The sequence below is a fragment of the Streptomyces sp. Go-475 genome (assembly GCF_003330845.1).
Lineage (GTDB): Bacteria > Actinomycetota > Actinomycetes > Streptomycetales > Streptomycetaceae > Streptomyces.
Window position 1 is genome coordinate 2,224,206 of record NZ_CP026121.1, and the last position, 23,920, is coordinate 2,248,125.

General features: G+C 69.6%; 21 protein-coding genes. 6 read left to right on the forward strand and 15 right to left on the reverse strand.

Going from position 1 to position 23,920, the window contains the following annotated elements; translation table 11 throughout:
- Positions 1-103: 103 nt before the first annotated feature.
- The 4 genes from C1703_RS10190 to C1703_RS10205 all read right to left on the reverse strand — a co-directional run bounded on the left by C1703_RS10190 (position 104) and on the right by C1703_RS10205 (position 4,307).
- Entirely contained in the window at positions 104-1,726 is a 1,623-nt protein-coding gene (locus C1703_RS10190) for a cytochrome bc complex cytochrome b subunit (protein ID WP_114251605.1), read from the reverse strand.
- Complete coding sequence (locus tag C1703_RS10195) at positions 1,723-2,796, reverse strand: Rieske 2Fe-2S domain-containing protein (protein ID WP_114251606.1); 1,074 nt, start codon at positions 2,794-2,796, stop codon at positions 1,723-1,725. Before C1703_RS10195 ends, C1703_RS10190 begins: the two co-directional genes overlap by 4 nt.
- Positions 2,793-3,605, reverse strand: a complete 813-nt coding sequence (locus tag C1703_RS10200; RefSeq protein WP_114251607.1) for a cytochrome c — start codon at positions 3,603-3,605, stop codon at positions 2,793-2,795. Before C1703_RS10200 ends, C1703_RS10195 begins: the two co-directional genes overlap by 4 nt.
- Positions 3,606-3,686: 81 nt before the next feature.
- Positions 3,687-4,307 (reverse strand): heme-copper oxidase subunit III, encoded by a 621-nt coding sequence (locus C1703_RS10205; protein ID WP_114251608.1) that lies wholly within the window; start codon positions 4,305-4,307, stop codon positions 3,687-3,689.
- Between the two features lie 145 nt (positions 4,308-4,452).
- On the opposite strand from C1703_RS10205, the gene C1703_RS10210 reads away from it, so the two are divergent.
- Entirely contained in the window at positions 4,453-4,854 is a 402-nt protein-coding gene (locus C1703_RS10210; RefSeq protein WP_114251609.1) for a response regulator transcription factor, read from the forward strand.
- Between the two features lie 103 nt (positions 4,855-4,957).
- Here C1703_RS10210 and C1703_RS10215 read toward each other — a convergent pair whose 3' ends face one another.
- From C1703_RS10215 to coxB, 4 genes are all read right to left on the reverse strand, one after another.
- Positions 4,958-6,214, reverse strand: a complete 1,257-nt coding sequence (locus tag C1703_RS10215) for an Ig-like domain-containing protein (RefSeq protein ID WP_114251610.1) — start codon at positions 6,212-6,214, stop codon at positions 4,958-4,960.
- A gap of 131 nt (positions 6,215-6,345) precedes the next feature.
- Positions 6,346-6,744, reverse strand: a complete 399-nt coding sequence (locus C1703_RS10220; protein ID WP_114251611.1) for a cytochrome c oxidase subunit 4 — start codon at positions 6,742-6,744, stop codon at positions 6,346-6,348.
- Positions 6,741-8,477 (reverse strand): cytochrome c oxidase subunit I, encoded by a 1,737-nt coding sequence (gene ctaD, locus C1703_RS10225; RefSeq protein WP_114251612.1) that lies wholly within the window; start codon positions 8,475-8,477, stop codon positions 6,741-6,743. Before ctaD ends, C1703_RS10220 begins: the two co-directional genes overlap by 4 nt.
- A complete protein-coding gene (gene coxB, locus C1703_RS10230; protein ID WP_114251613.1) occupies positions 8,474-9,439 on the reverse strand; it encodes a cytochrome c oxidase subunit II in 966 nt (321 codons plus the stop codon). Before coxB ends, ctaD begins: the two co-directional genes overlap by 4 nt.
- 264 nt (positions 9,440-9,703) lie before the next feature.
- On the opposite strand from coxB, the gene C1703_RS10235 reads away from it, so the two are divergent.
- Positions 9,704-11,083 carry a cysteine desulfurase/sulfurtransferase TusA family protein gene (locus tag C1703_RS10235; RefSeq protein WP_114251614.1) on the forward strand — a complete coding sequence of 460 codons (1,380 nt, stop codon included), beginning with the start codon at positions 9,704-9,706 and terminating at the stop codon, positions 11,081-11,083.
- A gap of 60 nt (positions 11,084-11,143) precedes the next feature.
- On the opposite strand, the gene C1703_RS10240 is transcribed toward C1703_RS10235, so the two are convergent.
- A complete protein-coding gene (locus tag C1703_RS10240) occupies positions 11,144-12,118 on the reverse strand; it encodes a carbohydrate kinase family protein (protein WP_114251616.1) in 975 nt (324 codons plus the stop codon).
- A 132-nt stretch (positions 12,119-12,250) separates the two neighbouring features.
- On the opposite strand from C1703_RS10240, the gene C1703_RS10245 reads away from it, so the two are divergent.
- Both C1703_RS10245 and C1703_RS10250 read left to right on the forward strand, forming a co-directional pair.
- Complete coding sequence (locus C1703_RS10245; protein WP_114251618.1) at positions 12,251-12,460, forward strand: hypothetical protein; 210 nt, start codon at positions 12,251-12,253, stop codon at positions 12,458-12,460.
- A gap of 146 nt (positions 12,461-12,606) precedes the next feature.
- Complete coding sequence (locus C1703_RS10250) at positions 12,607-14,526, forward strand: hypothetical protein (RefSeq protein WP_114251620.1); 1,920 nt, start codon at positions 12,607-12,609, stop codon at positions 14,524-14,526.
- 90 nt (positions 14,527-14,616) lie between these two features.
- Here the strand turns inward: C1703_RS10250 and C1703_RS10255 are convergent, their stop codons facing one another.
- Positions 14,617-14,973, reverse strand: coding sequence for an iron-sulfur cluster assembly accessory protein (locus tag C1703_RS10255; RefSeq protein ID WP_010037217.1), 357 nt, complete (start codon positions 14,971-14,973; stop codon positions 14,617-14,619).
- A 283-nt stretch (positions 14,974-15,256) separates the two neighbouring features.
- Between C1703_RS10255 and nadA the strand changes: the two genes are divergently transcribed.
- Complete coding sequence (gene nadA, locus C1703_RS10265; protein ID WP_094056633.1) at positions 15,257-16,441, forward strand: quinolinate synthase NadA; 1,185 nt, start codon at positions 15,257-15,259, stop codon at positions 16,439-16,441.
- A gap of 195 nt (positions 16,442-16,636) precedes the next feature.
- On the opposite strand, the gene C1703_RS10270 is transcribed toward nadA, so the two are convergent.
- The 5 genes from C1703_RS10270 to C1703_RS10290 all read right to left on the reverse strand — a co-directional run bounded on the left by C1703_RS10270 (position 16,637) and on the right by C1703_RS10290 (position 22,964).
- Positions 16,637-19,753, reverse strand: a complete 3,117-nt coding sequence (locus tag C1703_RS10270) for an efflux RND transporter permease subunit (protein ID WP_114251624.1) — start codon at positions 19,751-19,753, stop codon at positions 16,637-16,639.
- Between the two features lie 160 nt (positions 19,754-19,913).
- Positions 19,914-20,597, reverse strand: coding sequence for a response regulator transcription factor (locus C1703_RS10275; RefSeq protein WP_114251626.1), 684 nt, complete (start codon positions 20,595-20,597; stop codon positions 19,914-19,916).
- A complete protein-coding gene (locus C1703_RS10280) occupies positions 20,594-21,814 on the reverse strand; it encodes a sensor histidine kinase (protein WP_114251628.1) in 1,221 nt (406 codons plus the stop codon). The genes C1703_RS10275 and C1703_RS10280 overlap by 4 nt, the downstream gene beginning before the upstream one ends.
- Positions 21,815-21,876: 62 nt before the next feature.
- Positions 21,877-22,155 (reverse strand): hypothetical protein, encoded by a 279-nt coding sequence (locus C1703_RS10285; RefSeq protein ID WP_114251630.1) that lies wholly within the window; start codon positions 22,153-22,155, stop codon positions 21,877-21,879.
- 23 nt (positions 22,156-22,178) lie between these two features.
- Entirely contained in the window at positions 22,179-22,964 is a 786-nt protein-coding gene (locus tag C1703_RS10290) for a PspA/IM30 family protein (protein WP_269803199.1), read from the reverse strand.
- A 318-nt stretch (positions 22,965-23,282) separates the two neighbouring features.
- Here C1703_RS10290 and C1703_RS10295 point away from each other — a divergent pair, with 318 nt between their 5' ends.
- Positions 23,283-23,882 (forward strand): DUF3043 domain-containing protein, encoded by a 600-nt coding sequence (locus C1703_RS10295; RefSeq protein ID WP_114251634.1) that lies wholly within the window; start codon positions 23,283-23,285, stop codon positions 23,880-23,882.
- The last annotated feature ends 38 nt before the right edge of the window (positions 23,883-23,920 follow it).

Below are 23,920 nucleotides of genomic sequence, written 5' to 3' on the forward strand. Positions count from 1 at the left end.
GGACGAGAGTCTCAACGAGGTCCACCCTATCCAGCCCCACGCACCACGAAGGGCCCCGTCCGAACACCGGACGGGGCCCTTCTGTGGCGTGGCGAAGCAGTGATCAGTGGTGGCCGTGGCCGCTCGTGATCTCCCGGTACTCCTCGGCGGTGGGCTTCGGGATCTGGGCGCCCTCGCCGTAGTAGGCGTCGCTGAGCTTGGCGCGCAGCTTCTCCGAGCCCTTCAGCTTGCGCTCGACACCGTTCTCGTCGACCGTCGGGCCGAGCTCGACCGGCTGGTACTGCTCGTGCGCGGTGAGCGTGTACAGCTGCTCCTGGCTGAGCGGCTCGTGCACCTCGATGAACTCACCGTGCGGCAGGCGCTTGATGATGCCCGACTCGCGGCCGTGCAGCACCTTCTCCTTGTCCCGGCGCTGGAGGCCGAGGCAGATGCGCTTGGTGACGATGAAGGCGATGACCGGTCCGACGAAGAACCCGATCCGGACGAACCAGGTGACCGCGTTGATCGACAGGTGGAAGTGCGTGGCGACGATGTCGTTGCCACCGCCGATCAGCATGATCATGTAGCCGGTGACCCAGGCGACACCGAAGGCGGTGCGCGTCGGGACGTTGCGCGGCCGGTCCAGGATGTGGTGCTCGCGCTTGTCGCCGGTGACCCACGACTCGATGAACGGGTACAGGGCGATGATCGCGAGGAACAGGCCGAAGAGGACCAGCGGGATGAACACGCCCAGGACGAGCGTGTGACCCCAGAAGTTGATCTCCCAGCCGGGCATGGCGCGGACCAGGCCCTCGGCGAAGCCCATGTACCAGTCGGGCTGGGCACCGGTCGACACCTGGTCGGGACGGTAGGGGCCCAGGACCCAGATCGGGTTGACGGTCGCGATGCCGGCGAGGGCCGCGATGACACCGAAGACCAGGAAGAAGAAGCCTCCGGCCTTGGCCATGTAGACCGGCAGCAGCGGCATGCCGACGACGTTCTTGTTGGTGCGGCCGGGACCCGCGTACTGGGTGTGCTTGTGGTAGAAGACCAGGATCAGGTGGCCGACCACGAGCCCGAGCATGATGCCCGGCAGCAGCAGGATGTGGATCGAGTAGAACCGGGCGACGAAGTCGGTGCCCGGGAACTCCCCGCCGAACAGGAACATCGAGATGTACGTGCCGACGATCGGCACGGACAGGATCGCGCCCTGCGTGAAGCGGACACCGGTGCCGGAGAGCAGGTCGTCCGGGAGCGAGTAGCCGGTGAAACCGGTGAACATGCCCAGGACGAACAGCAGGAAGCCGAACAGCCAGTTGATCTCGCGCGGCTTGCGGAACGCGCCGGTGAAGAAGACGCGCATCATGTGCACGAACATGCCGGCGAGGAAGACGATCGCCGCCCAGTGGTGGATCTGCCGGATGAGCAGACCGCCGCGGACGTCGAAGCTGATGTCCAGCGTGGAGGCGAACGCCTCCGACATCAGCTGCCCCTGGAGCGGGACGTAACTGCCGTGGTACTCCACCTCGTTCATCGACGGGTGGAAGAACAGCGTCAGGTACACACCCGTGAGGATGATGATGATGAAGCTGTAGAGGCAGATCTCGCCCAGCATGAAGGACCAGTGGTCCGGGAAGATCTTGCGCATGTTGGCCTTGGCCATGGAGTAGATCCCCAGGCGGCCGTCGGCCCAGTCGGCTACCCGCTCACCCGCGGGCGCCTTGCGACGTTCTTGTGCAGTGCTCATCCGCGCTCCCAGAAAGCAGGGCCGACGGGCTCTTCGAAGTCGCCGAGCGCCTCGAGGTAGCCCTCGTCGTTCACGCCGATGCGGAGCTGCGGCAGGGCGTGACCGGCGGGACCGAAGATCACTCGGGCACCGTCGGAGAGGTCGAAGGTGGACTGGTGGCAGGGGCAGAGCACGTGGTGCGTCTGCTGCTCGTACAGGGAGATCGGGCAGCCGACGTGGGTGCAGATCTTCGAGTACGCGACGATGCCCTCGTGCGACCACTCGAGCTCGCGCTTGTCCTTGATGTTCTCCGGCTGGATCCGGACGATCATCAGGGCGGCCTTGGCGATCTCGTTCTGGAAGTCGTGGTCGTGCTCCTCCAGGCCCTCGGGCTTGGCGAAGGTCAGCGAACCGACCGCGACGTCCGAGGGACGCAGCGGCTGGTTCGTGTTCATGTTCACGAGCAGCTTGCCCTTGGACCACAGCGTGTGGCGGAGCTTGGTGCCGGGCAGCGGGCCGAGGTCGCGCAGCAGCACGACGCCGGAGAGCGGCACCAGCGTGAGCGCGCCGAGCATGGTGGTGCGGATCAGCTTGCGGCGGCCGAGCGCCGACTCCTTGGTGCCCTGCTTGAAGTCCGCGAAGACCTTCTCGCGGACCTCGGGCTCCGCCTCGATCGGGTGCCGCTCGTCGGCGATCTCCACGTCCGACATCAGGGTGCGGGACCAGTGGACCGCGCCCGCGCCGATGCAGAACAGCGCGATGCCGAGCGTCATGCCCAGCGCGAAGTTCAGGGCGCTGATGTGGCCGAGCGGGAAGATGTAGACCGACTTGTCGACCGGGATCGTCACGAACGCGGCGATGAAGCCGATGGTCGCCAGCATCGACACCGTGAACAGCAGGGCGACCGAGCGCTCGGACCGCTTGGCGGCCCGCTCGTCGATGTCCTGGATCCGGTGCTCGTGGGGAGGCAGACCCGGGTCGGCGAACGGGTGCTTCTCGTCCGCGACGCTCACCGCGCCGTGCCCGTGCTCGTCATGCCCTGCGGCCTGCTCGGCAGGCAGGTTCTCTTCTGGAATGTCTTGGCTACTCATGACTTCTTGGCCTTTGCGGTCCGGGCGGCGACCCACACGGCGACGGCGATCAGTCCGCCGAGACCGAAGATCCAGCCGAAGAGGCCCTCACTGACCGGTCCCAGACCGCCCAGTTCGAGGCCACCGGGGCTCTCGGTCTTCTCGCTGTTGACCGCGTCGAGGTACGCGATGATGTCCTTCTTGTTCTTCTCCGACAGCGTGGTGTCGGGGAAGGACGGCATGTTCTGCGGGCCGGTCTGCATGGCCTCGTAGATGTGCTTCTCGGAGACGCCCTCCAGGCTCGGCGCGTACTTGCCGTGCGTCAGGGCGCCACCCTTGCCCGTGAAGTTGTGGCACTGCGCGCAGTTGGTCCGGAAGAGCTCACCGCCCTTGGCGATGTCGGCGCCCTCGGGGCTGTACTGGTCCTCCGTCGGGATGGACGGACCAGCGCCCAGCGAGGCGATGAACGCCGCGAGCTGGTCGATCTCGGCCTGGGTGTAGATGTTCTTCTTCTTCGGGACCTGCGGGCCCTGGGAGGTGGCGGCCGGCATACGGCCGGTGCCCACCTGGAAGTCGACGGACGCGGCGCCCACACCCACCAGGCTCGGGCCGTCGGACGTGCCCTGACCGCCGGTGCCGTGGCAACTGGCGCAGCCGACCGAGTAGAGCTTCTTGCCCTCCTCGATGGCGAGGGACTGGGCGGTTGTGTCGGCCTCGGCCTTGCTCGTGGGTGCGAACACGGCGTACAGCCCCCCGCTGAAGACCAGCGCGAGGAGTAGGACGACGAGCGCCGCCATCGGATGGCGTCGTCGTGCGGAGAGCTTTTTCACGGATTACCCCGGTGTCAGGATCTTCTGCGTCGATGCTTCTGGGATGCGCGCCTCGTCGGGCGCCTGCGGATGCTGGCCCTGCTACTTGATCATGTAGATCGTGGCGAAGAGGCCGATCCAGACGACATCGACGAAGTGCCAGTAGTAGGACACGACGATCGCGGCGGTCGCCTGCTCGTGGGTGAACCTCCGGGCCGCGTACGTCCGGCCCAGGACCAGCAGGAAGGCGATGAGTCCGCCCGTCACGTGCAGGCCGTGGAAGCCGGTGGTCAGGTAGAAGACCGAGCCGTACGGGTCGGAGGAGAGGGACAGGCCCGCCTCCTTGACCAGCTCCGTGTACTCGAAGACCTGACCGCCGATGAAGATCGCGCCCATGATGAAGGTGACGATGAACCACATCCGCAGCTTCTTCACGTCACCGCGCTCGGCGGCGAAGACGCCGAGCTGGCAGGTGAGGGAGGAGAGCACCAGGATGGTGGTGTTCGTCGCCGAGAACGGGAAGTTGAGATGGCTCGCCATCTCCTTCCAGTGATCGGGACCCGTCACCGATCGCAGGGTGAAGTACATCGCGAAGAGGGCCGCGAAGAACATCAGCTCGGAACTCAGCCAGATGATGGTTCCGACGCTGGTGAGGTTCGGCCGGTTGACCGACGGGTGCGCGTGCCCGGTTTCTACTGTCGTTGCTGTCGCCACGACCGACATTATGTCGGTCGCTTATCCCGCCCTCACTCCGGGGGGTGCCGTTCGGAGTGTCTAAGCCGGTCGTACCGCTGTTGACGTGGTGTTCAAGGGAGTAGCATCCGGCCCAACGGGCCTGTCCTTACGACGCTGACGTCACGGAGGAACAATGCAGCCGACCGCCACGGTGCTGGTCTACAGCGACGACTCCAACACCCGCGAGCAGGTGCGGCTCGCGACCGGCCGACGGCCGGCTCCGGACGTCCCGGTGGTGGAGTTCGTGGAGTGCGCGACCCCGGCGGCGGTGATCAAGGAGCTGGACCGGGGCGGGATCGACGTCTGTGTGCTGGACGGGGAGGCCGTGCCGATGGGCGGCATGGGGGTCTGCCGGCAGATCAAGGACGAGATCTTCGACTGTCCTCCGGTGCTGTTGCTGATCGGGCGGCCGCAGGACGCGTGGCTGGCGACGTGGAGCCGGGCGGAGGCGGCGGTGACGCTGCCGGTGGAGCCGGTGGAGTTCGCCGCCGCGCTGGCGTCCCTGTTGCGGGAGAAGGCGGCTTTGAACGCCTGAGAAGCTCGGGACGTCCGGTCGTGTGGCGACCTGCGGGTGCGTGGGGGTTGTTCGCGCCCACGCGGCGGAGCCGCATATCCGATACAGCCCCGCGCCCCTTGAGTCAGACGCTCTGAGGGCGTAGACGGGCCCTGTCCGCCGGGGTGGGGCCTTCGGGGGTGCCGCCTATCAGGGCGCTGCCGGTGCGCCACTTCGACCAGTCGAGGTTCCAGTCGCCGAAGCCGTTGCCGAAGGGGGCCATCGTGTCGCCGGCGGAGTTGATGACCTTGACGATGTCGCCCTCGCGGACGTTCTCGTAGAACCACGCGGCGTTCTCGGTGCTCATGCCGGTGCAGCCGTGGCTGACGTTGGCGTAGCCCTGGGAGCCCACGGACCAGGGGGCCGCGTGGACGTACTCGCCGCTGTTGGTGACGCGGACCGAGTGGTGCACGATCAGGTCGTAGAAGTCCGAGGCGCCGATGCTGGCGCTGGTCATGCGGACGGTGCCCTCCTTGGCCAGGACGACCTTGACGCCGTTGCGCGTGTCGTAGCCGGGCATGCCGGTGGTGACCGGTATCTGCCGGACGATCTCGTCGTTCTTGTAGACGGTCATCTGGTGGGCGGCGGCGTCCGTGACGGCGATGACCTTGTCGGCCGTGGTGATGGTCAGGGGCTTGGCCTTGCCGCCCCACATGCGGTCGCCGATCTTGATGCCCGGCAGGTTGCTGCGGACCTGGATGGTGGCGTGCGCGGGCCAGTAGTCCTTCGGGCGGTAGTGGAGCTTCTTGTCGTCCACCCAGTGCCAGGCGCCGTCCGTGGCGGGCGTGGAGGAGACCTTGAGGGCGCGTTCGACGACGGCCCGCTGGGCGCGGTCCTTGACGGGCCGGCTCAGCTCGGCCGTGATGGGCTGGCCGACGCCGTAGGTGCCCTTCTTGGGGCCGAAGGTCACGTCCAGGACCTTCTTGGTGGTGGGCTTGCCCGTGTCGAAGGTGAGGACCTTGCGGCCGGGCGCCCCGTCCTCGTCCTCGGTGCTCACGCGGACCGTGTAGCTGGCGTTGGCGGCGAGCGGTGAGGTGCTGTGCCAGCGGCCTCCGTCGGCGGCGAGTTCGCCGGCCACGTGGCGTCCGGCGGCGTCGTAGGCCGTGACGTCCGTGATGCGCCCGTCGGAGTCCTCGGCGACCACTTCCAGGGGCTTGTCCGGGTCGGCCTTCTTGCGGCCCCCTGAGGGGGCGTTGACGGAGATCTGGTCCGCCGCGTCGTAGGGGCGGGCGGAGAGCGGGTTGCCGTCGGAGCCGCAGGCGGTGACGCCCGCGCAGAGGGCTATCACCAGCAGCGTGCAGCTGACGGCGGTGCGGGGGCGGGAGATCACTGTGAGGCTCATGACCTCACGCTAGGAAGCCGCGTCAACGGCGGCACGCCGAGCGACTCGTACGAGTGACACCGATTGCGGCAAAAGCAGGGGCCCGGACGCTCCTCTCGGAGTGTCCGGGCCCCTGAAGCGCTCGGCGCGTGTTACTGGGTGCGGTTCTCACCGCGGTAGTACTCGAAGACCCAGCCCCAGATACCGATCAGGATGATCGGCAGCGAGAAGTACATCAGCCACCAGCCGATCGCGATCGACAGGAAGGCCAGGGCGCCGCCGATGGCCAGGGAGAGCGGCTGCCAGCTGTGCGGGCTGAAGAACCCGACCTCGCCGGCGTCGTCCGCGACGTCCGCCTCCTTGTTGTCCTGGGGACCCACGTCGACCCGCTTGGCCGTGAAGCCGAGGTAGAAGCCGATCATGATGCACAGGCCGAAGGTCAGGAAGAGGGCCGTGGTGCCGGCCGGCTCCTTCGACCACACGCCATAGACGACCGCCATGACGAGCACGAAGGCGCTCAGCCACATGAACATCTTGCCCTGGATCTTCACTTGCCGGCCTCCTTGCCGCCAGCCAGAGCCTTGTCGCCGTGGCCCACGTTCTCGAGCTGGTCGAGGGCGGCGATCTCCGGGTGGTGCAGGTCGAACGCCGGGGATTCACTGCGGATCCGCGGCATGGTGATGAAGTTGTGCCGCGGCGGCGGGCAGGAGGTGGCCCACTCCAGGGAGCGGCCGTAGCCCCACGGGTCGTCGACGCCGACCGGCTTGCCGTACTTGGCCGTCTTCCACACGTTGTAGAAGAACGGCAGGATCGACATGCCGAGCAGGAACGAGCTGATCGTCGAGATCGTGTTCAGCGCGGTGAAGCCGTCGGCCGCCAGGTAGTCGGCGTACCGGCGCGGCATGCCCTCGGCGCCCAGCCAGTGCTGGACCAGGAACGTGCCGTGGAAGCCGATGAACAGCGTCCAGAAGGTGATCTTGCCGAGGCGCTCGTCGAGCATCTTGCCGGTCCACTTCGGCCACCAGAAGTGGAAGCCGGAGAACATCGCGAAGACCACGGTGCCGAAGACGACGTAGTGGAAGTGGGCCACCACGAAGTACGAGTCGGAGACGTGGAAGTCCATCGGCGGCGAGGCCAGGATGACACCGGTCAGACCACCGAAGGTGAAGGTGATCAGGAAGCCGGTCGCCCAGAGCATCGGCGTCTCGAAGGACAGCGAGCCCTTCCACATCGTGCCGATCCAGTTGAAGAACTTCACACCGGTCGGGACCGCGATGAGGAACGTCATGAAGGAGAAGAACGGCAGCAGCACACCGCCGGTGACGTACATGTGGTGCGCCCACACCGTCACGGACAGACCCGCGATCGCGATGGTCGCGCCGATCAGACCCGTGTAACCGAACATCGGCTTGCGGGAGAAGACCGGGATGACCTCGGAGATGATCCCGAAGAACGGCAGGGCGATGATGTACACCTCTGGATGGCCGAAGAACCAGAAGAGGTGTTGCCACAGCAACGCGCCGCCGTTGGCGGAGTCGAAGACGTGGGCGCCGAACTTGCGGTCCGCCTCCAGGGCGAACAGCGCGGCCGCGAGGACCGGGAAGGCGAGCAGGACCAGCACACCGGTCAGCAGCACGTTCCAGGTGAAGATCGGCATGCGGAACATCGTCATGCCCGGGGCGCGCATGCAGATGATCGTGGTGATGAAGTTGACCGAGCCGAGGATGGTGCCGAAGCCGGAGAAGGCCAGACCCATGATCCACATGTCGGCGCCGATGCCCGGCGAGCGGACCGCGTCCGACAGCGGGCTGTAGGCGAACCAGCCGAAGTCGGCCGCGCCCTGCGGCGTGAGGAAGCCGCCCACCGCGATCAGCGAGCCGAACAGGTACAGCCAGTAGGCGAACATGTTCAGCCGCGGGAACGCCACGTCCGGCGCGCCGATCTGCAGCGGCATGATCCAGTTCGCGAAGCCGGCGAACAGCGGCGTCGCGAACATCAGCAGCATGATCGTGCCGTGCATCGTGAACGCCTGGTTGAACTGCTCGTTCGACATGATCTGCAGACCAGGCCGGGCGAGCTCGGCGCGCATGAACAGCGCCATCACGCCACCGATGACGAAGAACGCGAACGACGTCGCCAGGTACAGCGTGCCGATCGTCTTGTGGTCCGTCGTCGTCAGCCACTTGACCACGACACTGCCGCGGTTCTGGCGCCGGACCGGCAACTCGTCCTCGTAGTGGGACCCTGCTGCCGCGGCACCCTGGGGTTCGTTGAGGATGCTCACAGGTTGTTCGTCTCCCGGTTCTTCTCGTGGCTCGTCTGCGCGATGCCGGCGGGAACGTAACCGGTCTGCTGCTTGTCCACGAGGTCCTTGAGGTGCTGCTCGTAGCGCTCGGGGGAGACCACCTTCACGTTGAACAGCATCCGAGAGTGGTCGACGCCGCAGAGCTCGGCGCACTTGCCCAGGAAGGTGCCCTCCTTGTTGGGGGTCACCTCGAAGGCGTTGGTGTGGCCCGGGATGACGTCCTGCTTCATCAGGAACGGCACCACCCAGAAGGAGTGGATGACGTCACGCGAGGTCAGCACGAAGCGGACCGTCTTGCCCTTGGGCAGCCACAGCGTCGGGCCCGGGTTGTTGGTCTGCGGGTTCCGGGTGCCGGGGGTACCGCAGTCGTAGACGCCGCCGGCGTTGGCCGGGAAGGCGTCCTTGAACCGGTCGGGGATCGCGTCGAGCTCCGGGGACTTCTTGGCGTCACCCGTGGAACCGGCGACCGGCTCGATGTAGTTGAAGCACCAGCTCCACTGGAAGCCGACCACGTTGACCGTGACGTCGGGCTTCTTCTTGAGGCTGAGCAGCTCGGACTCGTCGCGGGCGGTGAAGTAGAACAGCACCGAGACGATGATGAGCGGGACGACCGTGTACAGCGCCTCGATGGGCATGTTGTACCGGGTCTGCGGAGGAACCTCGACCTTGGTGCGGCTGCGCCGGTGGAAGAAAGCACTCCACAGGATCAGACCCCACACCAGCACGCCGACGGCGAGCGCAGCCGCCCAGGACCCCTGCCACAGGGAGAGGATCCGCGGAGCCTCTTCCGTGGTCGGGGTGGGCATACCAAGGCGGGGGAAGTCTTCCCAGTTGTACGAGCAACCGGTGGCTGTCGCCAAGACCAGGCCCGCGGTCAGTGCCTGCAGCAGCTTCCGCCGCATCGGGCGCCGCGGCGAGCGGTCGGAGCCGTTGGGACTCACGTAGCGCCTTCCCGAGAGTCTCGCCCGCGCGGATCGGCTGCGGCCTGGCCTTCTCGCTGGTCGGTCGCCGCCCTGCGTCGGGCAGGGGTTTGGATGTTTATGCGGACCAAACCCTAGCCGACGCCCTCCGGGGGTTCTCGGGGAGGGGTGCCTACTCACCCGGGGGGTTCGCTGAATTGGCGGCTGCGGGTGGTTTGTGGTTGTTCGCGCAGTTTCCCGCGCCCCTGAGGTCCGTTCCCCTCCTGGGCGTTCTAGCGTTGACGTGTGGCCTACTTCGATGCTGCTTCCGCTGCTCCGCTTCATCCTGTCGCCCGGCAGGCCCTGCTGGCCTCGCTCGACGAGGGGTGGGCTGATCCCGCGCGGCTGTACCGGGAGGGGCGGCGGGCCCGTGTGCTGCTGGACGCGGCGCGGGAGGCCGCCGCCGAGGCGGTGGGGTGCCGGCCGGACGAGCTGGCCTTCACCTCGTCCGGAACCCGTGCCGTGCATACGGGCATCGCGGGGGCCCTGGCCGGGCGGCGGCGGGTCGGGCGCCACCTGATCGTGTCAGCGGTCGAACACTCCTCGGTACTGCATTCGGCGGAGCTCTTCGAGGCGGAGGGCGGGACCGTCACCCAGGTCGGGGTGGACCGCGCCGGCCTGGTGGACCCGGCGGCCTACGGCGAAGCCCTGCGGGCGGACACCGCGCTGGCGTGTCTGCAGTCGGCCAACCACGAGGTGGGGACCGAGCAGCCGGTCGCCACGGTGGCGGAGCGGTGCCGGGAGGCCGGGGTGCCGCTGCTGGTGGACGCGGCGCAGTCGCTGGGGTGGGGGCCGGTGGACGGGGACTGGTCGCTGCTGACGGCGAGCGCCCACAAGTGGGGCGGGCCGTCCGGGGTCGGGCTGCTCGTGGTCCGCAAGGGTGTGCGATTCGCCCCGCAAGGTCCGGCGGACGAGCGGGAGTCGGGGCGGGCGGCCGGTTTCGAGAACATCCCGGCGATCGTGGCGGCGGCGGCCTCCCTGCGGGCGGTGCGGGCCGAGGCGGCGGCGGAGGCCGTGCGGCTGCGGGAGCTGACGGAACGGATCCGGGCTCGGGTGCCACAGCTGGTGCCCGACGTGGAAGTGGTCGGCGATCCGGTGCGCCGGCTGCCCGGGGTGGTCACCTTCTCCTGTCTCTATGTCGACGGGGAGGCGCTGCTGCACGAGCTGGACCGGGAGGGTTTCTCCGTCTCGTCCGGTTCGTCCTGCACGAGCAGCACGCTGACGCCGAGCCATGTGCTGCGGGCGATGGGCGTGCTGAGTGAGGGGAATGTGCGGGTTTCGCTACCGGCGGGGGTGGCCGAGGGGGACGTGGAGAGGTTCCTGGAGGTGCTGCCCGGGGCGGTGGCGGCGGTGCGGGAGAAGTTGGGGGCGCCGGTTGCCTCCGAGGTCGTCCGCGAGGAGGAGGTCCTGGTCGTGGACTCCCTTGGCAAGCGGTGCCCGATCCCCGTCATCGAGCTGGCCAAGGTGATCGGTGACGTACCCGTGGGCGGCCTGGTGCGGGTCCTCGCGGACGACGAGGCGGCCCGCCTGGACATCCCGGCGTGGTGCGAGATGCGCGGCCAGGAGTACGTGGGGGAAGACCCGGCGGACCAAGGAACCGCATATTTGATCCGCCGATCGACCTGAGCGACTCAGGGGCGCGGGGAACTGCGCGACCAGCCCCCACGCACCCGCACACGACGACGGTCAGGACAGGTGCGCCTGAACCTCGGCCGCCGCCTCGTCCCCGTACGCCTTGGTGAACCGCTCCATGAAATGCCCGCGCCGCAACTGGTACTCCTGCGTCCCCACCGTCTCGATGACGAGCGTCGCCAGCATGCAGCCGACCTGCGCGGCCCGCTCCAGGGAGACGCCCCAGGCCAGACCCGAGAGGAACCCGGCGCGGAAGGCGTCGCCGACACCGGTCGGGTCGGCCTTGCGCTCCTCGTCCGGCGTGCCGACCTCGATCGGGTCCTCGCCGGCCCGCTCGATGCGCACACCGCGCGCGCCGAGCGTGGTCACGCGGTGGCCGACCCGGGAGAGGATCTCGGCGTCGCTCCAGCCGGTCTTGGACTCGATGAGGCCCTTCTCGTACTCGTTGGAGAAGAGGTACGTCGCCCCGTCCAGCAGGATGCGGATCTCCTCGCCGTCCATGCGGGCGATCTGCTGGGAGAAGTCGGCGGCGAACGGGATGGACCGGGAGCGGCACTCCTCGGTGTGGCGGAGCATGGCCTCCGGGTCGTCCGCGCCGATGGAGACCAGGTCGAGGCCGCCGACCCGGTCGGCGACGGTCTTCAGCTCGATGAGGCGGGCCTCGCTCATGGCGCCCGTGTAGAACGAGCCGATCTGGTTGTGGTCGGCGTCGGTCGTGCACACGAAGCGGGCCGTGTGCAGCGTGTCGGAGATGCGGACGGAGTCGGTGTCGACGCCGTGCCGCTCCAGCCAGGCGCGGTACTCGTCGAAGTCCGCGCCCGCGGCGCCGACCAGGATCGGGCGGGTGCCGAGCTGCCCCATGCCGAACGCGATGTTCGCGGCGACGCCGCCGCGGCGGACGTCGAGCTTGTCGACCAGGAACGACAGCGAGACCGTGTGCAGCTGGTCCGCTACGAGCTGGTCGGCGAAGCGGCCGGGGAAGGTCATGAGGTGGTCGGTGGCGATGGAGCCGGTGACTGCGATGCGCACGGCGTGGATTCTCCTGAGGGAGGCGGACCTTGACACTTCACGCTATCGGGTGGGCGGGGCCGCTCTGAAGGCAGCGAAACTACCCGATAGTAGATCTTTCTCCGTCGGCTCGACCGTGCATACGGTGCCGCTATGACGAACCTCGAGGTCCAGGCCCCCGTTCCCGTCGATGTCGAAGGCGACCTCGTGTCGCTGCCGGGTGACGGGGCCCGGATGGCTCCGCACTGGGCGGTTCCCGACCGGGGCGCCGCCCGGCCGGTCTCCCCGGCCCTGATCCACGGCGTGACCGTACCCCCGGCGTCGGCCCGGCTGCTGGACGCCATGTCGGACTACGGCGACTGAGCGGCGCACGCCCGGGAACCGTGTGCTCCCCCGCTGCGTCCCATCGCTGTCCCCCGTAAAGGGGAGGCGGGATACGACCCACCAGCGGCCCGAATCCGACCGGGCCGGGTCCCATGGGACAGCTGTGCAGCCGAAGGAGCGATGCGGTGAACACCGAGCGACCCGACTACGACGACGAGGCCACGGAATCGGGCGGCGCCGGCACGGCCGACGCCCCGGAGGCCGGGGCGCGGGGCTCGGCCGACGCCGGGGCGTCGGCGGGGGCCGGGGCGTCGGCGGGGGCCGAGTCTGCCGGGGCTGACAAGGCCGGGGACTCGGAGGAGACCGGTGGTGCTGCCGAGGCTCGCGGTTCTCAAGGGGCCGGTGAGTCCGACGAGGCTGCCAGTGAAGAACCCGGCGACTCCGACGAGACCGCAGACGCTTCCGACGAGGCAGAGGTTTCCGACGCGGCCGCGGACGCTTCCGACAAGGCCGTAGAAGGCTCCGAGCCCGCGGCGGCTTCCGCCGCCCCGCCTGACGGCACGCCGGTCCCGCAGGCGGAGCCGACGGGGGACGACACGGCCGGGGACGACGCGGCCCCGGAAAATCCTCCCGCATCGGACAGCGACCTCCCCCGCGACCACGAGGTCCTGGTCGGTCACGGTGGCGGGCGTTCCCGGACCCCCGCGATCATCGCCTCCGTCGCCGCCGCCGTGCTGCTGATCGGCGGTGGCGGGGCCTGGCTCGCCGCCAACGCGTCCGGTGGGTCGGGCGGTGGGACGACGTCCGGCGCGCCCGGCGGGGACGGCACTCCCCCGCCGCTCGCGCTCGACGGCTACTCCGAGGGCGGCGGCAACGGCATCGCCCCCGGTGAGCCCAACCCCTACGGCGCCACCTACCGGGTCGACGGCACGCTGCCGGGCGGCCCCGGCGAGGCCCCGGTGTACCGGGTGCGGGGCGAGGTCACCAAGGAGGCCGTGGCCCGGCTGGCGAAGGCCCTCGGGGTCGAGGGGACGCCGGTGGTCCAGGGCGAGGCCTGGAAGGTCGGGGCCGGCCAGGACGGTTCGGGCCCGAGTCTCTCCGTGAACAGGGAGGCGCCGGGGACCTGGACGTTCAGCCGGTACGCGCCGGGCACGGACAACTGCAAGGGCACGGACACCTGCACCGCTCCGGGGAGCGGCGGCACCCCGGTGAGCGAGGCGGCGGCGAAGCGGGCCGCGGCGCCCGTGCTGAAGGCGGTGGGTCAGGATGACGCGAAGCGGGACGCGAGCCAGGTCATGGGCGCCCAGCGGGTGGTGAACGCCGCTCCCGAGGTGGGCGGTCTGCCCACGCACGGCTGGACGACCGGCGTCACGGTCGGTTCCGACGGCGAGGTCGTCGGCGGCAGCGGCCAGCTCGCGGCCCCGGTAAAGGGGGACACCTACCCCGTGGTCAGCGCCCGGAAGGCGCTGGAGCTGATGAACGGGCGGCCGAAGGCCGACCACCGCATGGGCATAGGCGGCTGCGCCAGCGCCGTGCCGCACAAGGACCGGCTGGAGCAGCCCTGCGGATCGTCGCCGAGCGGCGCTCCGGAACAGGACACCGTCACCGTCGAGAACGCGGTGTTCGGGCTGGCCGCGCATGTCGTGGACGGCCGTCAGGCGCTGGTGCCGTCGTGGCTGTTCGAGGTGACGGCGCCGGGCGCGAAGGACCCGTTCACGGTGACGTACCCGGCGGTCGACCCGAAGTACCTGGCCTCCCCCGCGCCGAGCGGGCCGGGTGACAAGCCGACGGGGGCGCCCGAGCCGCGTGACGTCAAGGTGGACGGCTACCGGGCCGAGGGCGCGGAGCTGACCGTGACCTTCACCGGCGGGGTGTGCGCCGACTACGACGTGAAGGCGAGCGAGCGGGGCGACGAGGTGACGGTCACGGTGACGTCGACGCCGTGGCCGGACAAGGTCTGCATCATGATCGCCAAGCAGTTCCAGGAGACCGTGCGGCTGGACGAGCCGCTCGGTGACCGCAAGGTCGTGGACGAGGACGGCAAGGCGGTTCCGCTGGCCCGGGAGGGCGCGCGGCTGCCGGCTCCCCCGACGCGCTCGCGGTAGCGCCACCGGGTACGGCGAAGGCGGCGGCCCCGTCGGAGGGGGTCGCCGCCTTCGTCATGTCCGCTGCCGCCCGGGGGCGGCCCGGCGGGCTCAGCTGAAGGAGTCGCCGCAGGCGCAGGAGCCGGTCGCGTTCGGGTTGTCGATCGTGAAGCCCTGCTTCTCGATGGTGTCCACGAAGTCGATCGTGGCGCCGCCCAGGTACGGGGCGCTCATGCGGTCGGTGACCACCTTCACACCGCCGAAGTCCTTCTCGACGTCGCCGTCGAGGGAACGCTCGTCGAAGAAGAGCTGGTAGCGCAGGCCGGAGCAGCCGCCGGGCTGGACGGCGACGCGCAGCGCGAGGTCGTCGCGGCCTTCCTGGTCGAGCAGCGCCTTGACCTTGGACGCGGCGGCGTCGGTCAGGATGATGCCGTCGGTGACGGTGCTGGTCTCGTCCGATACGGACATCTACATCTCTCCCGGGTTGTACGGAGACTGCTTGCCGACGGTTGCAACCGGCGGGGCCGCGGATTCATTCCGGGCCGGGCGCTCGATCTCGGCTCCTTTTCATGCTCGCACACGCGCCGCGAACCGGAAAACGACTCGTTCCCGGTCCTGGCGGGAATGAACGGCGGCCCGCCGGGATTCACGTCACACCGACGCTATGGCCATCGTCAAAGTGACGTGAAGCGGTTATGATAGATAGCGTCAAATCGACGAAAAGTCGCCGGAAACAGAAAGGGTGCGTGTCGTGACCACCGCCCAGACCCAGGAGCTCGACGTACAGCCGACGCCCCTCGCCCTGCTGCTCCTCGGCCGTGAGGCCGACCCGAGGAGCGAGCGCGGCGTGGAGTGTCCCGGCGACCTGCCCTCGCCGTCCGACCCGGACCTGGTGGAGCGCGCTCGCCGGGCGAAGGAGAAGCTCGGGAACAAGGTCTTCGTGCTCGGCCACCACTACCAGCGCGACGAGGTCATCCAGTTCGCCGACGTGACCGGTGACTCGTTCAAGCTGGCCCGGGACGCGGCGGCGCGCCCGGAGGCCGAGTACATCGTCTTCTGCGGTGTGCACTTCATGGCGGAGTCCGCGGACATCCTGACGTCCGACGACCAGAAGGTCGTCCTGCCCGACCTCGCCGCCGGCTGCTCGATGGCCGACATGGCGACGGCCGAGCAGGTCGCCGAGTGCTGGGACGTGCTGACCGAGGCCGGCATAGCCGAGCAGGTCGTGCCCGTCTCGTACATGAACTCCTCCGCCGACATCAAGGCGTTCACGGGCAAGCACGGCGGCACGATCTGCACCTCCTCCAACGCCAAGCGCGCCCTGGACTGGGCCTTCGAGCAGGGCGAGAAGGTGCTGTTCCTGCCCGACCAGCACCTCGGGCGGAACACCGCGGTCCGGGACATGGGCATGTCCCTGGAGGACTGCGTCGTCTACAACCCGCACAAGCCGAACGGCGGTCTGACCGCCGACGAGCTGCGCGCGGCGAAGATGATCCTGTGGCGGGGCCACTGCTCGGTGCACGGACGCTTCAGCCTGGACTCGGTGAACGACGTGCGCGAGCGCATCCCCGGCGTGAACGTCCTCGTGCACCCCGAGTGCAAGCACGAGGTCGTGGCCGCGGCCGACTACGTCGGTTCGACGGAGTACATCATCAAGGCCCTGGAGGCCGCGCCGGCCGGCTCCAAGTGGGCCATCGGCACGGAGCTGAACCTGGTCCGCCGCCTGGCGAACCGTTTCGCGCCCGAGGGCAAGGAGATCGTCTTCCTCGACAAGACGGTCTGCTTCTGCTCGACCATGAACCGCATCGACCTCCCCCACCTGGTCTGGGCCCTGGAGTCGCTGGCCGAGGGCAACCTCGTCAACCGCATCGAGGTGGACAAGGAGACGGAGGCGTTCGCGAAGCTGGCGCTGGAGCGGATGCTGGCGCTGCCGTAGCCGCCACCCGGCCCGTGGTCACCCCGAGTGCGGTTTCCGCTCGGGGTGCGCGGGGTCGAGGCTGAGGACGGTGCCGTCGGGGGTGGTCGCTTCCCCCGTGAAGCGGTTCGAGGCCACAGGACACGGAACGGGACAACGGAGCGGCCGGGCACCGACCGTGGAGGTGCGGTGCCCGGCCGCCGCCGGGTCGGGGCGTCACACGCCCGCGGGCTCCGGCTCCGCCGCGTCCGTCCGCTGGGCCGGGAGGCCCTTCTTCGCCGCGCGCTTCTTCGCCCGGCGCTCCTTGCGGAGTTCGAGCATCGCGTACAGCGTCGGCACCAGCAGCAGGGTGAGCAGGGTCGACGTCACCAGGCCGCCGATCACGACCACGGCCAGCGGCTGGGCGATGAAGCCGCCCTCGCCGGTGATGCCGAGGGCCATCGGGAGCAGGGCGAAGATCGTCGCCAGGGCCGTCATGAGGATGGGCCGCAGACGGTGCCGGCCGCCCTCGACCACGGCCTCGACGACGCCGTAGCCCTGCTTGCGGTACTGGTTGATCAGGTCGATCAGCACGATCGCGTTCGTCACCACGATGCCGATCAGCATCAGCATGCCGATCATCGCCGGGACGCCCATCGGGGTGCCGGTCGCGACCAGCAGGCCGATCGCGCCGGTGGCCGCGAACGGGATCGAGACCAGCAGGATCAGCGGCTGGACCAGGGACCGGAAGGTGCCGACCAGCAGCATGAAGACGATCGCGATGGCCGCCAGCATGGCCAGGCCCAGGTTGGCGAACGCCTCGTCCTGGTCCTCGGAGACACCGCCGATCGACGCCGTGGCGCCGTCGGGGAGCTTCAGTCCGTTGATCTTGGACTGGAGCTGGGTGCTGACCGCGCCGGTGTTGTCGCCGGTCGGCTTCGCGGTGATGGTGGCGGCGCGCTGGCCGTCGATGCGGGTCATGGACACCGGGCCGTCGACCAGCTTCACGGTCGCGATGTCACCCAGCTTCGCCGCGCCGACGCGCAGGTCCTGGAGCTGCTTCAGGGTCTGCGCGGGCTTCGCCGAGCGGATGACGACGTCCCGCTCGGTGTCGTCCAGGACGGCCTTGGCCGCCGGGGTGCCGCGCACCGCCTGGGCGACGACGGCGCCGAGGCTCTGGTCGTCGAAGCCGGCCGCGGCCGCCTTGTCGTTGGCCCTGACCGAGATGCGCGGCACGCTCTGCGACAGGTCGCTGGTGACGTCGGTGACGTCGTCGAGCGAGGCGACCGTCTTGCGGACCTCCTCGGCGGCCGTCCGCAGCACCTCGGCGTCGGCGGCCTTCACGACCACGCTGAGGTCCTGGGCGCCGAACCCGTCGCCGGCGGCGATGGTGGTGGTGCCGATGCCCTTCAGCCCGGCCAGGCCCTTCTCGATGCGGTCCTGGACGTCCTCGGCCGACGCCGAGTCGTCGAGCATCACCTGGTAGGAGGCCTGGTTGGTGTCCGTGCCGCCGCCGAAGGCGGCCATGAAGCCGGACGAGCCGACCGTGACCTGGTAGTCCTTCACGCCCTTGGTGCCGGAGAGCAGCTCCTCGACCTTCTTCGCCTGGGCGTCGGTCGCCGCCAGGCTGGTGCCGGGCTTCAGCTCCTGCTTGACGGTGAGGACCTCCACCTCGCCCTGGTCGAAGAAGTTGGTCTTCAGCAGCGGCGCCATGCCGAACGTGCCGACCAGGACGACGATCGCGATGGCCACGCTGGTGAGGCGGCGGCGGGTCGCGAAGCGCAGGACCGGGACGTAGATGCGCTGCAGGCGGCTCTTGGCCTCCTTCTCCTCGGCGAGCCGGCGTGCCTCGTCCGCGTCCTCCGGGGTGCCCTTCGGGGGCCGGAGGAACCAGTACGACAGGACCGGTACGACCGTCAGGGAGACCAGCAGGGACGCCAGCAGCGCCGCCGTGACGGTGAGGCTGAACGAGCCGAACAGCTCGCCGACCATGCCGCCGACCAGGCCGATCGGCAGGAACACGGCGACGGTGGTGAGCGTGGAGGACGTCACCGCGCCCGCGACCTCGCGCACCGCGTTGAGGATGGCCGAGTGGCGCTCCTCGCCGTAGCCGAGGTGGCGCTTGATGTTCTCCAGGACCACGATCGAGTCGTCGACGACCCGGCCGATGGCGATGGTCAGGGCGCCCAGCGTGAGGACGTTCAGCGACAGGTCGCGGGTCCACAGCACGATCAGGGCGAGGACCACGGACAGCGGGATGGACACCGCCGTCACGAGGGTGGAGCGGATCGAGGCGAGGAAGACGAGGATCACCAGGACCGCGAAGAGCAGACCGAGCGCGCCCTCGGTGGTCAGGCCCTTGATGGACTTGGACACGGCCGGGCCCTGGTCGCTGACGACCGTGAGACTGGCACCGGAGCCGAGGTCCTCGCGCAGGTCGGGCAGCTTGTCCCGGACGGCGTCGGAGATCGCGACCGCGCTGCCGTCGCGGTCCATGGTGACGGCGACGGAGAGGCTGGGCCTGCCGTCGGTGCGGGTGATGGAGTCGGCCGGGGCCTCCTGCTGCTTCACGGTGGCGACGTCGCCGAGGCGCACCGGCTTGCCCTTGCCGGGCTCGCCCGTGACCATCAGGTCCTGGATCTGCTTCAGCGAGGTGAAGCCGCCGCCGACCCGGACGGTGCGGTTGGCGCCGCCCTCGTCGAAGGAGCCGGCCGGGACGGTCGCGCCGCCGGCCTGGAGCGCCTGGGAGAGGGACTGCGAGGTCAGCCCGGCCTTCGCCAGCTTCGCCTCGTCGGGCGTGACGGTGACCTGGAGGTCGCGCACTCCGTCGACGGTGACCTGGCCGACGCCGTCGATGCTCTTCAGCTCCGGCACGACGGTCGTGTCGAGCTGGTCGGCCAGGGCCTGCTGGTCCCGGTCGGAGGTGACGGCGAGGACGACGGTCGGCATGTCGTCCGTCGAACCGGCGACGACCTGCGGGTCCACGTCGTCCGGGAGCTGGGCGCGGGCCCGGTTGACGGCCTGCTGGACGTCGGCGATCAGCTGCTCGGTGCCGTTGCCGTAGTCGAAGGACGCCATGATCACGGCGTTGCCCTCGCTGGCGGTGGAGGTGACGCCGCTGATGCCGTCGACGGCTTCGAGGCTGTCCTCGATGGGTTCGACGACCTGCTTCTCGACCACGTCCGGGGACGCGCCCTGGTACGGCGCCAGCACGGACACCATGGGCAGTTCGATGGTGGGCAGCAGTTGCTGCTTGAGCTGGGGTATCGCGATCGCTCCGAAGACGAGCGCGATGATCGACATCAGCCCTATCAGGGCCCGTTGCGCGAGGCTGAATCTCGACAGCCAGGACATGGGTCAGGGTCTCTCTTCTGTTTAGCGGCAGAAGCGGCAGCGGGCGCACAGATGAGCGCCCGCCCTTACACCCTGAGCCATGGCAGGGGGCCGTTTCGTAGGCCCCAGGTCCATTTCCTTATGCGGCGCATACTCCCGCCGCAGTACGACCGGCTTGAAGTCACTCCACCCTTGGACGGACCAGGCCGGATTCGTACGCCATCACCACGAGCTGGGCCCGGTCCCGGGCGCCCAGCTTGGCCATGGCCCGGTTGACGTGCGTCTTCACCGTCAGCGGGCTGACCTCCAGCCGCTCGGCGATCTCGTCGTTGGAGTGGCCGCCGGCGACCTGGACCAGCACCTCCCGCTCGCGTCCGGTGAGCGAGTCGAGCCGCTCGCCGCCGGCCGGATCGCGGTCGCCGTCGGCCGGGTCCGCCTGGGCGAGGAACCGGGCGATCAGGCCCGTGGTGGCCGCCGGGGACAGCAGGGCCTGCCCGCCGGCCGCGATCCGGATGGCGTTCAGCAGTTCCTCGGGCTCGGCCCCCTTCCCGAGGAAGCCGGAGGCGCCGGCGCGCAGCGACTGCACGACGTAGTCGTCGACCTCGAAGGTCGTCAGGATGACCACGCGGACGTCGGCGAGTTCCGGGTCGGCGCTGATCATGCGGGTCGCCGCGAGGCCGTCGGTGCCGGGCATGCGGATGTCCATGAGGACGACGTCGGCGTGCCGCTCCTTCGTCAGCCGGACCGCCTCCGCGCCGTCGGACGCCTCGCCGACCACCTCCATGTCGGGCTCGGAGTCGACGAGCACGCGAAAGGCGCTGCGCAGCAGCGCCTGGTCGTCGGCGAGCAGGACACGGATCGTCATGCGGGGTCCTCCCCGGTCGGTGTGCGGTTCTTGACGGGCAGGATCGCATGGACGCGGAAGCCGCCTCCGTAGCGGGGACCGGTGGTGAGGGTGCCGCGCAGGGCGGTGACCCGCTCGCGCATGCCGAGCAGGCCGTGGCCGCCGCCGCTGTCCGGGTCGGTGTCCTCGCCGCTGCCGTCGTCGAGGACGGTGATCTCGATGTTCGGTCCGACCCGTACGACGCTGACCTCGGCCTTGGCCTGCGGTCCCGCGTGCTTCTGCACGTTCGTCAGGGCCTCCTGGATGATCCGGTAGGCGGCCAGGTCGACGGCTGCCGGGAGGGTGGTGTCCTGGTCGGCGCGGGCGACCTCGATGTGCAGCCCGGCGCTGCGGAAGGTGCCGGTGAGTTCGTCGAGGCGGTCCAGGCCGGGGGCGGGTTCGGTGGGGGCCTCCGGGTCGCCGGACTGGCGGAGCAGGCCGACCGTGGCGCGGAGTTCGTTGAGCGCGGAGCGGCTGGCCTCGCGGACGTGGGCGAGGGCCTCCTTGGCCTGGTCGGGGCGCTTGTCCATGACGTGGGCGGCGACACCGGCCTGGACGTTGACCAGGGCGATGTGGTGGGCGACGACGTCGTGCAGGTCGCGGGCGATGCGCAGGCGCTCCTCGGCGACCCGGCGGCGGGCCTCCTCCTCGCGGGTGCGCTCGGCGCGCTCGGCGCGTTCGCGGATGGCCTGGACGAAGGCGCGGCGGCTGCGGACGGCGTCGCCGGCGCTGGCGCCGATGCCGGTCCAGGCGAAGATCGCGAGGTTCTCCTGGGCGTACCAGGGCAGCGGCCCGGCGGACATGGCCGCCCCGGTCAGCACGGTCATGGTGAGCAGACCGACGCGCCAGGTGGTGGGGCGGTCGGTGGTGGAGGCGACGGTGTACAGGGCGATGACCGCGGACATGGCGACCGGGGCGCGGGGATCGCCGGTGACGGACTCGACGACGGAGAGGGTGCCGGTGAGGGCGAGGACCGCCATGGGGGCGTGGCGGCGGAAGGCCAGGGCGGCGGCGCCGAGGGCCATGAGGAGGAGGCTGAGGGAGTCGGGGGTGCGCAGGGACCAGCTGACGCTGTGGGGGTGGCGGGGTTCCACGAAGGAGGCGGCGACCATGCAGACCAGGACGGCAGCGGCCAGTGCCGCGTCCATGGCCAGGGGGTGTGCCTTGGCCTGACATCTGGCCCGCTGGAGGGTGCTCACGGGGACTCACCGTAGCCGGGCCGGGGGCTGGGCCCCAGCCCCCATCGGCCCGAAGGGCCTCGTCAGCCCGGGATCAGGCCGTCGTCGCTCAGGAGTTCCCTGACTTCCTCCAGTGTCGCGTCGGGCGACGGCAGGATCAGCTCGGACGGCTCCAGGGAGTCGTCCGGGAGGGGTTCGCCCAGTTCGCGGACCCTGGTCAGCAGGGCCTGGAGGGTGCGGCGGAAGCCGGGGCCGTCGCCGTTCTCCATTTCCGCGAGGAGTTCGTCGTCCAGCCTGTTCAGTTCGGTGAGGTGGCCGTCGGCCAGCCTCACCTGGCCCTCCCCCATGATCCGTACGATCATGTCGCCCTCCTAGGCGTGGGCCCCTACTGCTTGTCGAAGCGCGGGGTGTCCTGCGGCTGCTGCTGGGACTGCTGCTGGCTCGTGCCACCTTCGATGGCCTGCTTCCCGCCGCTCGGACCACCGGCGAGCTCGGCCTTCATGCGCTGCAGTTCCAGCTCTACATCCGTACCACCGGAGAGCCGGTCCAGCTCGGCCTGGATGTCGTCCTTGTGCATGCCGGACTGGTCGTCGAGGGCGCCGGAGGCGAGCAGTTCGTCGATCGCGCCGGCGCGGGCCTGGAGCTGGGCCGTCTTGTCCTCGGCGCGCTGGATCGCCAGGCCGACGTCGCCCATCTCCTCGGAGATGCCGGAGAAGGCCTCGCCGATCCGGGTCTGCGCCTGGGCCGCCGTGTACGTCGCCTTGATCGTCTCCTTCTTCGTGCGGAAGGCGTCGACCTTGGCCTGGAGCCGCTGGGCCGCGAGGGTGAGCTTCTCCTCCTCGCCCTGGAGCGTGGCGTGCTGGGTCTCCAGGTCGGTCACCTGCTGCTGGAGGGCGGCCCGGCGGGAGAGCGCCTCGCGGGCCAGGTCCTCCCGGCCCAGCGCGAGCGCCTTGCGGCCCTGGTCCTCCAGCTTGGTGGACTGCTGCTGCAGCTGGTTCAGCTGGAGCTCCAGGCGCTTGCGGCTGGTCGCCACGTCGGCGACGCCGCGGCGGACCTTCTGGAGCAGCTCCAGCTGCTTCTGGTACGAGTAATCGAGGGTCTCGCGCGGGTCCTCGGCCCGGTCAAGGGCCTTGTTCGCCTTCGCGCGGAAGATCATCCCCATACGCTTCATGACACCGCTCATGGGCTTCGCGCGCCCCCTTCTGACCGACTCCGGCTCCAGCTCCTGCGACAGAACCCACAGTACGGGCCCTGCATCCATTACCGCACTGTTCGGGGACGGATGCGCTCATCCCCAAGGACGACTGCGTGCGCTCCCGCTCCGGCGTAGGGAGTAGGTGATCCCCGGGGTTACCGGAGCCGTACGCCCCGGGAAACTTCCGGAGGCGTACACAACGTCCCCTCTGTCCCCTTACAGACGACTGGTGTTGCCGGATCGTTCCCCACCGGGCTGGGGTCCATGCCCGGGAAGCCCTTACCCTTGGGTTTTGTGTTCCGTAGCCGTGCGAAGGATGAGAAGGCCCAGGCAGCCGACAAGGCGCCGGTGACCGACTCCAGTCAGCCCCGTCACCCCGAGGCCCCCAAGGGCCGCCCCACGCCCAAGCGCAGCCAGGCCCAGTCCCAGCGCCGCAGCGTGGCCAACACGTCGATGACGCGCAAGGAGGCCGCCAAGCGGCAGCGGGAGGAGCGCCGTGCCGCGCTGGAGCGCCAGCGCCAGGCGCTGGCGAGCGGCGACGAGCGGTATCTGCCCGCGCGTGACAAGGGACCGGTCCGCCGCTTCGCGCGCGACTTCATCGACTCGCGGTTCAACATCGCGGAGTTCTTCCTGCCGATGGCCGTCGTCATCCTCGTGCTGAGCATGGTGCGGGTGGCCGCGCTGCAGAACATCGCGCTGCTGCTGTGGCTCGTGGTGATCGTGCTGATCGTGCTCGACTCGTTCGTCACCGGCTTCCGTCTGAAGAAGCAGCTGAACGAGCGCTTCGCGGGTGAGAACAGGCGCGGCGCGGTCGCCTACGCCCTGATGCGCTCCCTGCAGATGCGCCGGCTCCGGCTGCCGAAGCCGCAGGTCAAGCGCGGAGAGCGGCCCTGACCGCGACGCCGTTCTCCGGGGGTGCGGCCGAGGCCTGG

Bases quoted from the DNA above. Each gene is read 5' to 3' on its own strand.
- C1703_RS10190 (WP_114251605.1), bottom strand. From the start codon at position 1,726: ATGAGCACTGCACAAGAACGTCGCAAGGCGCCCGCGGGTGAGCGGGTA.
- C1703_RS10195 (WP_114251606.1), bottom strand. From the start codon at position 2,796: ATGAGTAGCCAAGACATTCCAGAAGAGAACCTGCCTGCCGAGCAGGCC.
- C1703_RS10205 (WP_114251608.1), bottom strand. From the start codon at position 4,307: ATGTCGGTCGTGGCGACAGCAACGACAGTAGAAACCGGGCACGCGCAC.
- C1703_RS10210 (WP_114251609.1), top strand. From the start codon at position 4,453: ATGCAGCCGACCGCCACGGTGCTGGTCTACAGCGACGACTCCAACACC.
- C1703_RS10215 (WP_114251610.1), bottom strand. From the start codon at position 6,214: ATGAGCCTCACAGTGATCTCCCGCCCCCGCACCGCCGTCAGCTGCACG.
- C1703_RS10245 (WP_114251618.1), top strand. From the start codon at position 12,251: ATGACGAACCTCGAGGTCCAGGCCCCCGTTCCCGTCGATGTCGAAGGC.
- C1703_RS10255 (WP_010037217.1), bottom strand. From the start codon at position 14,973: ATGTCCGTATCGGACGAGACCAGCACCGTCACCGACGGCATCATCCTG.
- C1703_RS10270 (WP_114251624.1), bottom strand. From the start codon at position 19,753: ATGTCCTGGCTGTCGAGATTCAGCCTCGCGCAACGGGCCCTGATAGGG.
- C1703_RS10275 (WP_114251626.1), bottom strand. From the start codon at position 20,597: ATGACGATCCGTGTCCTGCTCGCCGACGACCAGGCGCTGCTGCGCAGC.
- C1703_RS10285 (WP_114251630.1), bottom strand. From the start codon at position 22,155: ATGATCGTACGGATCATGGGGGAGGGCCAGGTGAGGCTGGCCGACGGC.
- C1703_RS10290 (WP_269803199.1), bottom strand. From the start codon at position 22,964: ATGAAGCGTATGGGGATGATCTTCCGCGCGAAGGCGAACAAGGCCCTT.